The following is a 13,431-nucleotide window of genomic DNA, read 5'->3' on the forward strand; positions in this document are numbered from 1 at the left end:
TCCGGAAGGATCAGGAGGATAGCGTGGAGGCGTCCGGATTGTCGAGGGCGCGGGCGAACTGGGCGCGGTCGAGATCGCCTTCCCAGCGCGACACCACCACGGTCGCCACCGCCGTGCCGATGAAGTTGGTCAGCGCACGCGCTTCCGACATGAAGCGGTCGATGCCGAGCAGCAGCGCGATGCTTGCGACGGGCACATGGCCGATCGAGCCCAATGTCGCGGCCAGCACGATGAAGCCGCTGCCCGGCACGGCGGCGGCGCCCTTCGACGTCAAGAGGCAGACCACGACGAGGCCGATCTGCTGCATCAGCGACATCGGCGTGTCGGTGGCCTGGGCGAGGAACACGGCGGCCATGGTGAGGTAGATGCAGGTGCCGTCGAGATTGAAGGTGTAGCCGGTCGGAATCACGAGGCCGACGGTCGATTCCGCGCAGCCGGCCGCCTTCATCTTGTCGATGAACCGCGGCATCACCGATTCCGAACCTGACAGGCCGAACACCAGCAGCAGCTCTTCCCGGAGATAGCGGATCAGCTTGAAGATGCTGAAGCCTGCGAGGCGCGACACGATGCCGAGGCCGACGATGATGAACAGGAGGCACGTGAGATAGAACACCAGCATGAAGTGCGACAATGCGACGATCGAGCCGGCGCCGTACTTGCCGATGGTGAAGGCCATGGCGCCGAACGCGCCGATCGGCGCGATCCGCATGATCATGCCGATCAGGATGAAGAGGATCTTCGACAGCTTCTCGATCGCCACCAGCACCGGCTTGCCGTTCTCGCCATAGCGCTGCAGCGCGATGCCAAAGAACACGGCGAAAAACAGCACCTGGAGCGTATCGCCGCTGGTGAACGCGCCGCCGATGGTCGACGGGATCACGTTCATCAGGAAACCGACCACGGACTGGTCGTGCGACTGGGTCACGTAGGAGGCGACCAGGCGGGAATCGAGCGAGGCCGCCGAGACGTGCATGCCCTCGCCCGGCCGCGCCAGATTGATGACGATGAGGCCGAGGATCAGCGCCGCGGTGGTGGCGACCTCGAAATACAGGATGGTCTTCAGTCCGATCCGGCCGGCCTTGCGCATGTCGCCGAGGCTCGCAATGCCGTCCACCACGGTGAGGAAGACGATCGGCGCAATCGCCATCTTGATCATCTTGATCAGCGCGTCACCGAGCGGCTTCAGCGCCGCGCCGACATCGGGCCAGAGATAACCGACGAGCGCGCCCAGCGCGATGCCGACCAGCACCTGCACATAGAGACGCGCATGCCAGGGCGTCGCGACGGCATCGAGACGGGTGGCGCCGTCATTGGTGATCGTGGACATGGGCGTCGATCCTCGGATGTCTTGCTGTTGGCCGCGCGGGCGAAATCATCGGCAAACGCCGATCCGGCAGCGCTTGAACGTTGGCGAGCGATCGCGCAAAGCGCAAACGAGTTAAGCTCAGGCAGCGTGACCTCAGCTCACAGGCTGACGCAGGCCGAAACGACGCGATCGGCGACAGAGGCAGTCTTGTGCGGCGCGACAATCACTGTGGCGCAGAGTTCTCGACGAGCCGCGTGAGCCCACCTCACGCTCCGTCAGCATTACTCGTTTGCGGGTGCGGCCGGCTTTGAACGACAAAGGCGGGGAAGCCGGTCGCCAAACCGGCCAAGCTGTGAGGAACGACAATGAGCAGACTTTCAGTGGCGGTGATCGGCGCCGGCATGGGCGGGCTTGCCTCCGCCGCGGCCCTGAGCCGCGCAGGCGTCGATGTCACCGTGTACGAGCAGGCCCAGCGCTTCACCCGGCTCGGCGCCGGCATCCAGATCGGCTGCAACGCCATGAAGGTGATGCGGGCCTGGGATCTGGAGCCGCTGCTGCGCCGCCAGGCGTTCTATCCGCGCTCCTGGAACAACAAGGAGTACGACACCGGCGAGGTGCGCTTCGACATGGTGTTCGGCCCCTCCGCCGAGGAGCGTTACGGTGCGCCTTATCTGCTCGGGCATCGCGGCGATTTGCATGCGGCGCTCGCCAGCGCCGTGCCTGACGATCTCGTTCGCCTCGATCACAAGCTGACCGCGATCGAACAGCGCGCGGACGGTTCGGTCGCGCTGGCCTTCGCCAACGGCCACACCGCGACCGTCGACGCCCTGGTCGCGGCGGACGGCGTGCATTCCTTGGTCAAGGAGCGTCTGTTCGGCCGCAACGAACCGAACTTTACCGGCCGCATCGCCTATCGCACCGTCTTCCCCGCGTCGCTGCTGAACGGCTATCCGATCGACGACTGCACCAAATGGTGGGGGCCGGATCGCCACATCGTCATCTATTACGTCAAGCCCGACCGCAGCGAGGTCTACTTCGTCACCAGCCAGCCGGAGCCGGGGTTTACCGTGGAATCCTGGTCGGCGACCGGCGACGTGCGCGAATTGCGCAAGGCGTTCGAAGACTTCCATCCCCAGGTTCGTCACGTGCTGGACGCCTGCCCATCGGTGCACAAATGGGCGCTGGTCGACCGCGATCCGCTGCCGCGCTGGAGCGAGGGCAACATCACGCTGCTCGGCGACGCCTGCCATCCAATGACGCCCTACATGGCGCAGGGCGCGGCGATGGCGATCGAGGATGCCGCGGTGCTGTCGCGCTGCCTGACCGGCGTCGACCGCGATGGTGTCTCTGATGCCTTCCGCCGCTTCGAGGCGACGCGCAAGCCGCGAACCTCGCGCGTGCAGGGGAGTTCACGGACCAACACCTGGCTGAAGAACCCGACCGATCCGGCCTGGGTCTACGGCTACGACGCCTGGAACACGCCGCTCGCCTAGCCGGCGCTGGCCTGACCTCACTTCAAACGGAGACGATGATGACCGACGCAAATCCCCGCGGCGAGAAATTCGAGCGCGGGTTGCAGACCCGCCGCAGCGTGCTCGGCGACGCCTATGTCGAGCGCTCGCTGAAGGCGGCCGATGATTTCAACTGGCCGATCCAGAAGCTCGCGACCGAATATTGCTGGGATGAGATCTGGAACAGGCCGGACCTCGACAAGCGCAGCCGCAGCCTGCTCAACCTCGGCATGATCGCGGCGCTCAACCGGCCGCACGAGCTCAAGGTGCATATCCGCGGCGCGCTCAACAACGGACTGAGCAAGGCCGAGCTGCGCGAGGTGTTCCTGCAGATCGCGGTCTATTGCGGCATGCCCGCCGGGCTCGACAGTTTCCGCATCGCCAAGGATGTTTTTGCGGAGATGGGTCTTGTCGACTGAACCGGCCCCGATCGTTACCGCCGCATGGCACGGCTTTGTCCGGCAAGATGTACTGGGCAAGGCCGGGCGGCTCAGCCTGCGCATCGGCGGCCCTGAGCAAGGCAAGCCGGTGTTGCTCTGCCATTCGATCCTGACCAGCAGCGCGATCTGGCACCGTCAGGCGATCGCGCTCGCCGCCCGCGGCCACCGCGTGCTCGCGCTCGACAGCCGTGGCCACGGACAATCCGAGGCGCCGCGCGGTCCCTACAGCATGGACGACCTGGTGGCGGATGCGGTCGCCGTGCTCGATCATTTCAGCATCGCAAAGGCTCACGTGATCGGCGTCTCGCAGGGCGGCATGACGGCGTTCGGGCTCGGCGTGCGCCATCCCGACCGCGTGCTCAGCCTGTGCGTGCTCGCCGCACGCGCCGATGCGCCGCCGCCCTTCGCCGCCGCATGGGACGACCGGATCGCGCTGGTGCGCGAGCGCGGCATTGCGCCGCTGGCGGCGCCTACCGCCGAGCGCTGGTTCGGACAGCCCTTTCTCGAGGCGCATCCTGCGATCGCGACCGCATTGCTCGACTGTATCAACGAGACCGATCCCGAGGGCTTCATCGGCTGTGCCCGCGCGATCCAGGGGCTCGCCTATCTCGACGGCGTCAAGCAGCTGAAGGTGCCGCTGACGATGATCGTGGGCGCGCTCGATACGTTGCTGGTGCAGCCGATGCGAGACCTGGCGACGATGCTCGGCTGCCCGCTGGTGACCATTCCCGACGCCGGGCACCTGCCCCAGGTGGATCATCCGGACGAGGTCGATGCCGCGATCAACCAACACCTCCGCGCGTTCGCGTGAAACCGGACACGGCCGGCCTCACGCGGACGTGACGCCGCTCGGGCCCCGATCACCGTAACGGCCCAGGCCAGCTCGCGAAGAACATCACATGCACCTGGCGCGGCCGCTTGGCGCGCTTGGGTCTTTGATGGACGGATCGCGATGCTCAGCCTTGCCCTTGCCCTGCTTGCCGGTGTTGCGACCGTCGCCGCCCCCTGCACCCTGCCGATGCTGCCGATCCTGCTCGGGGCATCGATAGGCCAGACCCGCAAGGCGCGGCCCGCGATGATCGCGCTCGGCTTCGTGATGTCGTTCTCTGTCGTGGCATTGCTGCTGAGCGCGATCACGCGCGCCTTCGATTTCGATCCGAATCTGCTGCGCACCGGGGCCGCCATCCTGCTCGCCGGCTTCGGCCTGCTGATGCTCTGGCCGGCGCCGTTCGAATGGCTGGCGATCCGCCTCACCGGCGCCGCGGGCGGGGCCGGCAGCGCCGCGCCGTCGCAAAGCCTGTTCGGCGGCTTCGTGCTCGGCAGCACGCTCGGCCTGGTCTGGACGCCTTGCGCGGGTCCCGTGCTCGGCTCGATCCTGACCATCGTCGCGACCTCGAAGGATACCGCATGGGCGAGCCTGCAGCTCGTCATCTACGCGATCGGCGCCGCGATCCCGATGCTCGCGATCGCCTATGGCGGCCAGGCCGTCACCACTCGCGTCCGCAGCATCGCGCGTTTCGCGCCACGCCTGCAGCAGGGCTTCGGCGTCGTGATCATCGCCTTCGCGGCGCTGTCCTATCTGCAATACGACACGCTGATCGTGGCGTGGCTGACCCAATTCTATCCCAACGGCCAGATCGGCCTGTGAGCCCCTCGCAAGGAGGTATCGATGTCCAAACGCCTGTTCGCCGTATCCGCCCTCGTCGCCGCTCTCGGCATCGGCGGCGCCGTTATCCCGGGTCTTTGCTCGGAGGCCGATGCGCCGGCGCGGCCGGTGACCTTTGCCGCGGCGGCCACGGCCGGGCAAAGCCAGACCGCGCCCGATTTCGTCGGCATCAGCAACTGGTTCAACTCGCAGCCGCTGAAGCTTGCCGATCTGCGCGGCAAGGTCGTGGTGGTCGATTTCTGGACCTATGGCTGCGTCAACTGCGTCAACACGCTGCCGCATGTCACCGAACTTTACTCAAAGTATCGGGATCGCGGCCTCGTCGTGATCGGCGTGCACACGCCGGAATTCCCGTTCGAGCACTCCGCCTCCAACGTCCAGGCGGCGCTGAAGCGCCACGGCATCCTCTATCCGGTGGCGCAGGACAACAGCTCCAAAACCTGGGACGCTTACCGCAACCAGTATTGGCCGGCACAATACATCATCGACCAGAACGGCAAGATCGTCTTTCAGCATGCCGGCGAAGGCCAGTATGACGAGATCGACCGCACCGTCGCACGGCTGCTGAACGCCAACAGTTGATTTGGACAATCCGCCCCGTATTGTCGTCATCCCCGGCGTGGTAGGCTCCGCGCCGGGTCGACAACAGATGGTGCGTGATGTTCGGAGGCTGGGATGCCGTCGCGCTCGCCCGGGCGCAGTTCGCTTTCACGATGTCGTTTCACATCGTGTTTCCCGCATTCTCGATCGGGCTTGCGAGTTTTCTCGCGGTGCTCGAAGCGCTGTGGCTGATCACCAAGCGCGAAGTCTTCATCAGCCTGTTCCAATACTGGCTGAAGATCTTTGCGGTCGCCTTCGGCATGGGCGTGGTGTCGGGCATCGTGATGTCCTACCAGTTCGGCACCAACTGGGCGGCCTTCGCCGACAAGACCGGGCCGGTGATCGGCCCTCTGATGGCCTATGAGGTCTTGACCGCGTTCTTCCTCGAGGCCGGCTTCCTCGGGGTGATGCTGTTCGGGCTGGAGCGCGTCGGTCCCAGGCTGCATTTCGTCGCGACATTGATGGTCGCGACCGGCACGCTGATCTCGGCGTTCTGGATCCTGTCGGCCAATTCATGGATGCAGACGCCGACGGGCTATGCCGTGAATGCCGACGGGCAGTTCGTCGCCGCCGACTGGCTGAAGCTGATCTTCAATCCGTCCTTCCCTTACCGACTCGTGCACATGGTGCTGGCGGCCTATCTCACGACGTCGCTGGTCGTCGGCGCAGTCGGTGCCTGGCATCTCCTGCGTGATCCGCACCTCGCCGGTCCCCGCGTGATGTTCTCGATGGCGATGTGGATGGCCACGCTGGTGGCGCCGATCCAGATCCTGGCCGGCGATCAGCACGGGCTCAACACGCTGGAGCATCAGCCGGCCAAGGTGATGGCGATGGAAGGCCACTTCCAGAGCCACCCGAACGGCGCGCCGCTGGTGCTGTTCGGCTGGCCCGACATGGCGGACGCCAAGGTGAAATACGCCATCGAGGTGCCGAAGCTGTCGTCGCTGATCCTCAAGCATGACATCGACGCGCCGCTGAAGGGTCTCGACACCGTGCCGCGGGAAAACTGGCCGCCGGTGCCGATCACCTTCTGGGCATTCCGTATCATGGTCGGGCTCGGCTTCCTGATCATGGGGCTCGGCCTGCTCAGCCTGCTGATGCGCGTGCGCGGAAAACTGTATCAGTCCGAGCTGCTGCACCGCTTCGCGGTCGCGATGGGGCCGGCCGGCTTCATCGCGGTGCTCGCGGGCTGGATCACCACGGAGACCGGACGGCAGCCGTTCACGGTCTACGGCGTGTTGCGCACCGCCGACTCCGTCTCGCCGCTGGCCGCGCCCGCGGTCGCCTCCTCGCTGATCGCCTTCATCATCGTCTATTTCACCGTCTTCATCGCCGGCGTGGTCTACATCCTCCGGCTGATGGCGCAGCCGCCGCAGCCCGGCGAGCAAGGCCCGCCGACCACCATCCCTGCCCGCGCCGCCGGTATCACGCCGGCGCCGGCCGCAGCCGCAGCGGAGGCCACGCAATGAGCCTTCCCGTCGACCTCGCCACGCTCTGGGCCTTCATCATCGCGTTTGCCGTGTTCGTCTATGTCGTGATGGACGGTTTCGATCTCGGCCTCGGCATCCTGTTTCCGCTGTTCCCGCAAAAGGCCGACCGCGACGTCATCATGAACACGGTGGCGCCGGTGTGGGACGGCAACGAGACCTGGCTGGTGCTCGGCGGCGGCGGCATGATGGCGGCGTTTCCGCTGGCCTATGCGGTGCTGATGCCGGCGCTCTACACGCCGATCATTGCAATGCTGCTCGGCCTCGTGTTCCGCGGCGTCGCCTTCGAATTCCGCTGGCGGACGCGCAAGACCAGCAACACCAACAAATGGGACATCGCCTTTACCGGCGGCTCGCTGGTCGCGACATTGGCGCAGGGCATTGCGCTCGGCGCCGTCCTGCAAGGCGTTCATGTCGAAGGGCGGCACTACGGTGGCGGCTGGTGGGACTGGCTGACCCCGTTCAGCATCCTGACCGGCGTCGCGCTGGTGATCGGCTATGCGCTGTTGGGTGCGACCTGGCTGGTGATGAAGACCGAAGGCGGATTGCGTGAGCGTTCCTACGTGTTGAGCTGGGTGCTGCTGATCGCGATGCTGTGCGCGATCGGCGTGGTCAGCCTGGCGACTCCGTTCCTCGCCGTGCAGTACACCCATCGCTGGTTCGCCTGGCCGAACATCATCCTGACCGCGCCGGTGCCGATCGCGGTCGCCGCCGTCACGGCGCTGCTGCTGCGGGCGCTCAGCAACCGCTACGATTTGCAGCCGTTCTTCCTGACGCTCCTGCTGTTCGCGCTGTCCTATGCCGGGCTCGGCATCAGCATGTATCCCTACATCGTGCCGCAGAGCATCACGATCTGGCAGGCGGCGGCTCCCGAGAACAGCCAGGTCTTCATGCTGTTCGGGGTCTCGGTGCTGATCCCGCTGATCCTCGGCTACACCGGCTGGGCCTATTGGGTGTTCCGCGGCAAGGTGCGGCCCGGCCACGGGTATCACTGATGCCGCCGGATCCGCCGCTGCGCCCGCTCGGCCAGCGCCTGCTGTGGTTTGTCGCGCTGTGGCTCGGCGGGGTCGGGACCGTGACCTTGGTCTCATTCATCTTGCGGCTCTGGATTGCGCCGAAATGAGTCGCATGACATCGGCGCCGGTGACAAAAAATCAAAGTATTCCCAGTGATATACTGGCCGAGCCCGCCCCAAACTTGCCATCAAGCTGCCGCTGAGATTTGATGCTGCCGTGATTTGGGCGGGGCAAGCATTGGCGACGCCAACAAGGAGAGCTTTGCAATGACGAAACTTCGTCACCTGGTCTGGATGTTGATCGCTGCGTTCTCGCTCGTGCTATCGACATCGCAAGGCTTTGCGCAGAGCCGCCCTGATGCCGACGAGCCCGGACTGGTCCCCGACGCGAACTACCAGCTCGATCCGGAATGGCAGAAGCAGGTGGTGTACTACCGCACCAACGAGGCGCCGGGCACCATCATCATCTCGACGGCCGAACGCCATCTCTACCTCGTGGAGGGCAACGGCCGGGCGCTCCGCTACGGCATCGGCGTCGGCCGCGACGGCTTTCAGTGGCAGGGCCTGGTGAACATCACCCGCAAGGCGGAATGGCCCGACTGGACGCCGCCGCCGGAAATGATCGCGCGCCAGCCCTATCTGCCCCGCTTCATGGCCGGCGGCCCGGGCAATCCGCTCGGCGCCCGCGCCATGTATCTCGGCACCACCGTCTACCGCATCCACGGCACCAACCAGCCCGACACCATCGGTACCGCGATCTCCTCCGGCTGCTTCCGCCTGGTCAACGCCGACGTGGCCGACCTCTATGACCGCGTCCCGGTCGGCACCAAGGTGATCATCCGGCAGAAACCGCAACTCTAGCCGCAAGCCCGCTTCGAGAGCCCTCCCTTTTCCCGATCCATCGCGAGAGAGAACCCATGCGTACATTTCGAGGCGGCCTGACGATCGGGCTCGCGGTCGCCGTGCTGATCGCGGCCGCTGCCATCACCTATGAGCGCTACGACACAAGGACGCTGAAGCGCACCATCCGCCGCGGCGAGGTGCTGTGCGGCGTCAACAAGGGCCTGCCGGGCTTCTCGATTCCGGACGACAAGGGCAACTGGAGCGGCTTCGACGTCGACTTCTGCCGCGCCGTGGCCTCCGCGATCTTCGACGACCCGACCAAAGCGAAATTCGTCCCGCTCGACGCCAGCGAGCGCTTCAAGGAGCTGCAAGCCCGCAAGGTCGACATCCTCTCGCGCAACTCCACCTGGAGCATGTCGCGCGAGGTCAATTACGACCTGTATTTCCCGGCGGTCGCCTATTATGACGGCCAGGGCTTCATGATCCCGCGCGGGCGTAACATCGATACCGCGCTCGGTCTCGACGGCAGCAAGGTCTGCGTGCAGTCCAACACCACGACCCAGCTCAACCTCGCCGACTATTTCCGTGCCAACAACATGAAGTACACGGAGATGAAGTTCGACAAGCTCGACGACGTCGTGAAAGCCTATGATTCCGGCCAGTGCGACACGCTGACCTCGGATGCCTCCCAGCTCTACGCGCTCCGCCTCAACCTCTCGAAGCCGAGCGATCACATGATCCTGGCCGACATCATCTCCAAGGAGCCCCTGGCACCGGTGGTGCGGCTGCGCGACGACGACTGGATGATGATCGTGAAGTGGACGCTCTACGCCATGATCAACGCGGAAGAGCTCGGCATCACCTCGAAGAACATCGACGAGGCGCTGAAGTCGAAGAAGCCCGAAGTGATGCGGCTGGTCGGCACCGAAGGCACCTATGGCGAGGACCTCGGCCTGACCAAGGACTGGGCGGTGCGCATCATCCGGCATGTCGGCAATTACGGCGAGGTCTACGACCGCAACGTCGGCGCCGACTCCAAGCTCAAGATCCCGCGCGGCATGAACCAGTTGTGGAATGCCGGCGGCGTGCAATACGCGCCGCCGATCAGATAAAAATCACCACTGTCGTCCTCCGCGAAAGCGGGGGACCCAGTATTCCAGAGACAGTTATCCTTGAGCCGATAGGCCTCGGCGTACTGGGTCGCCCGGTCAAGCCGGGCGATGACACCGCGTTTGTGGCCGGCTGCGTGGACCTCAATACCCCTTGCCGCGCGCCAATTGATCCGCGTGGAAATTGGCATCGCCGAACAGTTCCTGGCAGACCCGGGCGCGCTTCATGAAGAAGCCGATGTCGAACTGGTCGGTCATACCCATGCCGCCATGCATCTGCACGCCCTCCTGCACCGCCCGCGTCGCCGTGGTGCCGGCGCGTGCCTTGGCGACCGACACCGCATTCGCGGCCTTCTCGACATCGGCATCGAGCGCCTGCAGCGCCTTCAGCACGGCCGCGCGCGTGATCTCGATGTCGATATAGAGCTCGGCGGCGCGATGCTGCAGCGCCTGGAATTCGCCGATCGCCTTGCCGAACTGCTTGCGTTCCTTGAGATAGGTCACGGTGCGGCCGAACACCTCCTCGCTCAGGCCGACCATTTCGGAAGCGACCGCGCCGCGGCCGATATTGAGCACGCCTTCGAGCAGTCCGAAGCCCTGGTCGACCTCGCCGAGCACGCTGTCGGCATCAACCTCGACATTGTCGAACACGATGCGCGCCGCATTGTGCGAATCGACCATCGCGGTGTGCTCGACGGCGAGCCCCTTCGCCTTCGGATCGACCAGGAAAAGGGTCAACCCGTTGCTATCGCCGGCGCCGCCTGCCGTGCGCGCCGCGACGATCAAGAGATCGGCCGTGTGGCCGTCGACGACAAACGCCTTGTCGCCCGAGAGCTTGAACCCGTTGCCGGCGCGCGCGGCCTGCAACTTGGTTTGCAGCGGGCGGTGCTTTGCGCCCTCGTCGACCGCGAACGCCGCAAGCAATGAGCCGTCTGAAATGCCAGGCAAATACTGCGCCTGCTGCGCCTCGCTGCCGCCGCGCGCCAGCGCCGATGCCGCGACCACCGAGGTCGCAAGGAACGGCGACGGCATCAGGGTGCGGCCGATCTCCTCCATCACGATGCCGGCCTCGACACAGCCGAGCCCGCTGCCGCCGAATTTTTCCGGCACCAGCAGGCCGGAGAAGCCCATCTCGGCGAAGGTCTTCCAGAGCTCGCGGGAGAAGCCGGTGGCATCCTTGCCGTCGCGCAGCGCGCGTAGATGCGACACCGGCGCCTTGTCGCTGATGAGGCCGCGCGCACTGTCGCGCAGCATGGTTTGTTCTTCGGTGAGGACGAGGGCCATGGATGGGTTCCGCTCTTCGATAGTTCAGACGATGTTGAATGCGTCATTCCGGGATGGCCCGAAGGGCCAGGCCCGGAATCCATACCCCCGATCGTGGTTATGGATTCCGGGCTCGCGACTGCGTCGCGCCCCGGAATGACGCATGGTGAAATTGCGCTTCACGCCCCCGGCAGATCCAGGATGCGTTTCGCCACGATGCCGAGCATCACCTCCGACGTGCCGCCCTCGATCGAGTTGGCCTTGGTGCGCAGCCAGGCGCGCGGGCGGGCGCCGCCGCGGGAGCGGTCGCTCTCCCATTCCAGCGCGTCGATGCCGCCGGCCGACATCAGGATCTCGTAGCGGCGCTTGTTGAGCTCGGTGCCGTAATATTTCATCGCCGAGGAGAACGCCGGATGCGACTGGCCCGCCTTGGCAAGATCGACCGCTCGCTCCGCAGCCGCGGCAAGCGCGGCCTCGTCGACCTCGAAGCTCGCGATCTGGCTGCGCAGCTGCGCATCGTCGAGCCTGCCTTGCGCATCCGCACCGACCGAGTCGGCCGCGATCTGGCCGAGCGGCCGGCCGACGCCGCGCTCGCCCATGCCCGAGATCATCGCGCGCTCATGCTGCAGCAGGTATTTCGCGACATCCCAGCCGCGATTGACGGTGCCCACGACATGCGACTTCGGCACGCGAACGTTATCGAAGAAGGTTTCGCAGAACGGCGAATAGCCGGAGATCAGGAGAATCGGCTTGGTCGACACGCCTTTCGAGGCCATGTCGAACAGAATGAAACTGATGCCGTCATGCTTCTTCGCGGCCGGATCGGTCCGCACCAGGCAGAAGATCCAGTCGGCATAGTTGGCATAGGAGGTCCAGATCTTCTGGCCGTTGATGACGTAGTCGTCGCCGTCGCCGACCGCGCGGGTCTGCAGCGAGGCGAGATCGGAGCCGGCGTTCGGCTCGGAATAGCCCTGGCACCAGCGGATCAGGCCCGCGGTGATCTTGGGCAAATGCTCCTTCTTCTGCTCCTCGGTGCCGTATTTCAGCAGCGCCGGCCCGAGCATCGAGATGCCGAACGAGGTCAGCGGCTGCCGCGCGCCCATTGCGGCCATCTCCTGGCGCACGATCTTGGCCTCCTCGCCGTCGAGGCCGCCGCCGCCATATTCCCTGGGCCAGTGCGGCACGGTCCAGCCCTTGTCGCGCATCCGCTCGAACCAGACGCGCTGCGCGTCGGACGAAAATTTGGTGTTGCGGCCGCCCCAGAAGGTGTCGCCATCCGAGGTCATCGGTTTGCGCATCTCGGGAGGGCAGTTCTGCTCGAGCCAGGCGCGGGTCTCGCTGCGGAATCTTTCGAGGTCAGCCATGGTGCGTTTCCGGTCAAATCGACGAATTGGGAATCGACCTTAGCCACCACCTCGTGGAATTCAATATGTCTCGCGGCCGCGCCATGCTCTGGCGCCGGTGGTCACCGCGCACCATCGGGTGTATCGGCGAGGTGGGGTAACGATTGAAAAACAAGAGGAAACGGACATGCGGCTGAAGCTCCTTCCGCCTGGCGAAATGAACGCCGCACAAAAAGAAACCTACGACGAATCGATCGCCGGCAAACGCGGCGCCCCGCCGGCGCCAATGATGGCCTGGCTCAACAGTCCCGAGATGGCGCGGCACGCGACGCGGCTCGGCGAGGTGCTGCGCTTCGACACCGTATTTCCGGCCAAGCTTTCGGAGATCGCGATCCTCGTCACCGCGCGGCACTGGACCGCGCATTACGAATGGTACGCCCACAAGCGGCTCGCGCTGAAGGGCGGCCTCGATCCAAAAATCATCGAGGACATCCGCGTCCGCCGCACGCCGACTTTCGACGACCACAAGGCCAAAGTGATCTACGACGTCGCCAAAGCGCTGCACGAGGGCCACGGCCTGCCCAAGGCGCTCTATGACGAGGCCGTCGAAGTGCTGAGCCTGCGCGGCCTGGTCGAAATCATCGGCCTCTGCGGCTACTACACGATGGTGTCGATGACGCTGAACACCTTCGAGTTCGAGCTGCCCGGCGGGGAGTTGTCGGAGCTGGCGTAGCTCCACCGATCAGGTTGCGTCCGGAAACGCTGCGTTTCAGGATCGATGGCTCGGGTGGCGGCCAATCCGGACTATATCAGCGCGAGAGGCCTGCCGTGACGGCAAGGCACTGACG

Annotated in this window: 14 protein-coding genes; 11 read left to right on the top strand and 3 right to left on the bottom strand. The window is 65.3% G+C overall.

Going from position 1 to position 13,431, the window contains the following annotated elements; genetic code table 11:
* Positions 1-10: 10 nt before the first annotated feature.
* Positions 11-1,327 carry a dicarboxylate/amino acid:cation symporter gene (locus tag IC762_RS34445; protein WP_195786506.1) on the bottom strand — a complete coding sequence of 439 codons (1,317 nt, stop codon included), beginning with the start codon at positions 1,325-1,327 and terminating at the stop codon, positions 11-13.
* 344 nt (positions 1,328-1,671) lie between these two features.
* On the opposite strand from IC762_RS34445, the gene IC762_RS34450 reads away from it, so the two are divergent.
* The 10 genes from IC762_RS34450 (at position 1,672) to IC762_RS34495 (ending at position 9,980) form a co-directional block, all read left to right on the top strand.
* Positions 1,672-2,799, top strand: coding sequence for an FAD-dependent monooxygenase (locus IC762_RS34450; protein WP_195786507.1), 1,128 nt, complete (start codon positions 1,672-1,674; stop codon positions 2,797-2,799).
* Positions 2,800-2,837: 38 nt separating this feature from the next.
* Entirely contained in the window at positions 2,838-3,236 is a 399-nt protein-coding gene (locus IC762_RS34455) for a carboxymuconolactone decarboxylase family protein (protein WP_210338408.1), read from the top strand.
* Entirely contained in the window at positions 3,226-4,068 is an 843-nt protein-coding gene (locus tag IC762_RS34460) for an alpha/beta fold hydrolase (RefSeq protein ID WP_195786509.1), read from the top strand. The genes IC762_RS34455 and IC762_RS34460 overlap by 11 nt, the downstream gene beginning before the upstream one ends.
* Before the next feature lie 141 nt (positions 4,069-4,209).
* Positions 4,210-4,905, top strand: a complete 696-nt coding sequence (locus IC762_RS34465; RefSeq protein ID WP_195786510.1) for a cytochrome c biogenesis CcdA family protein — start codon at positions 4,210-4,212, stop codon at positions 4,903-4,905.
* 21 nt (positions 4,906-4,926) lie between these two features.
* The gene (locus tag IC762_RS34470; RefSeq protein ID WP_195786511.1) at positions 4,927-5,505 is read left to right on the top strand and encodes a thioredoxin family protein; all 579 of its coding nucleotides are present in this window, start codon (positions 4,927-4,929) and stop codon (positions 5,503-5,505) included.
* A gap of 77 nt (positions 5,506-5,582) precedes the next feature.
* Complete coding sequence (locus IC762_RS34475) at positions 5,583-6,992, top strand: cytochrome ubiquinol oxidase subunit I (protein WP_195786512.1); 1,410 nt, start codon at positions 5,583-5,585, stop codon at positions 6,990-6,992.
* Positions 6,989-8,005 carry a cytochrome d ubiquinol oxidase subunit II gene (cydB, locus tag IC762_RS34480; protein ID WP_195786513.1) on the top strand — a complete coding sequence of 339 codons (1,017 nt, stop codon included), beginning with the start codon at positions 6,989-6,991 and terminating at the stop codon, positions 8,003-8,005. The genes IC762_RS34475 and cydB overlap by 4 nt, the downstream gene beginning before the upstream one ends.
* Positions 8,005-8,133, top strand: coding sequence for a DUF2474 domain-containing protein (locus IC762_RS34485; protein WP_195786514.1), 129 nt, complete (start codon positions 8,005-8,007; stop codon positions 8,131-8,133). The genes cydB and IC762_RS34485 overlap by 1 nt, the downstream gene beginning before the upstream one ends.
* Before the next feature lie 159 nt (positions 8,134-8,292).
* Positions 8,293-8,886 carry a L,D-transpeptidase gene (locus tag IC762_RS34490; protein ID WP_195786515.1) on the top strand — a complete coding sequence of 198 codons (594 nt, stop codon included), beginning with the start codon at positions 8,293-8,295 and terminating at the stop codon, positions 8,884-8,886.
* Positions 8,887-8,942: 56 nt separating this feature from the next.
* The gene (locus IC762_RS34495) at positions 8,943-9,980 is read left to right on the top strand and encodes an amino acid ABC transporter substrate-binding protein (RefSeq protein ID WP_195786516.1); all 1,038 of its coding nucleotides are present in this window, start codon (positions 8,943-8,945) and stop codon (positions 9,978-9,980) included.
* 141 nt (positions 9,981-10,121) lie between these two features.
* On the opposite strand, the gene IC762_RS34500 is transcribed toward IC762_RS34495, so the two are convergent.
* A complete protein-coding gene (locus IC762_RS34500; protein ID WP_195786517.1) occupies positions 10,122-11,261 on the bottom strand; it encodes an acyl-CoA dehydrogenase family protein in 1,140 nt (379 codons plus the stop codon).
* Positions 11,262-11,419: 158 nt separating this feature from the next.
* Positions 11,420-12,604 (bottom strand): acyl-CoA dehydrogenase family protein, encoded by a 1,185-nt coding sequence (locus IC762_RS34505; protein ID WP_195786518.1) that lies wholly within the window; start codon positions 12,602-12,604, stop codon positions 11,420-11,422.
* Positions 12,605-12,770: 166 nt separating this feature from the next.
* Between IC762_RS34505 and IC762_RS34510 the strand changes: the two genes are divergently transcribed.
* Positions 12,771-13,316: a carboxymuconolactone decarboxylase family protein gene (locus IC762_RS34510; RefSeq protein WP_195786519.1), complete on the top strand. Its 546-nt coding sequence runs from the start codon at positions 12,771-12,773 to the stop codon at positions 13,314-13,316.
* Positions 13,317-13,431: the final 115 nt, after the last annotated feature.

The sequence above is a fragment of the Bradyrhizobium genosp. L genome (assembly GCF_015624485.1).
GTDB lineage: Bacteria > Pseudomonadota > Alphaproteobacteria > Rhizobiales > Xanthobacteraceae > Bradyrhizobium.